We start from the raw sequence: 661 nt of genomic DNA, 5'->3' as shown, positions 1-661 counted from the left end.
GAATTGTTCAGGATGAATGGATGGGATACTTTTAATTACGATAACAAAATAGAAATTCAGAATATTATTTATACATTGACTGGCATTGCGGAAAAAAAAGGGTTTGCCATTTTGCAAATTACAACACAAGACGGAATACCGGACTTAAATATACGAAAACAATTTGAAAAAAGAATAAAGCAGCTTTATCATAACCACTTGCTTATCTTTGTCAATAAAGAAAAATCATGGCAGCATTGGCAGTTGCCGTTATATGAAGACGGCAAATTCAGGAAGTTAATTGCCTTTTCATGGCATAAAGGGCAGGATGTTGAGGGCTTGTTCCAAAAACTCCGTAATATTGTATTTAAACTGGAAGAAGAAGATATTATTACACTTACCGATGTAAAAGAGCGTGTTAATACATTAACCGCTAACAGTGAAAAAATTATAAAAACTTTTTACGCTGAATTCAGCAAACAGCATAAGACTTTTTTAGGATTTATAAAGGGTATAGAAGACGTTGTGCCCTTGGCGATACCCGATACCGAAAGCAATAAAAAACAGTGGTATGCGTCGTTAATGTTAAACCGTTTGATGTTCTGTTATTTTATCCAGAAAAAAGGTTTTCTTGATAACAACATAAACTATTTGCCGGAAAAATTAAAAGTATGTAAAAAAC

The 661-nt window shown here is 33.0% G+C and carries 1 protein-coding gene; it reads left to right on the top strand.

The window, feature by feature from the left end; genetic code table 11:
• Window positions 1-661, top strand: a 661-nt coding sequence (locus ACYVRH_RS13995) for a hypothetical protein (RefSeq protein ID WP_461257494.1), incomplete at both ends; no start/stop codon positions are given.

The organism is Treponema sp. R80B11-R83G3 (genome assembly GCF_054786115.1).
This window is presented reverse-complemented; position numbering and strand designations above follow the sequence as displayed.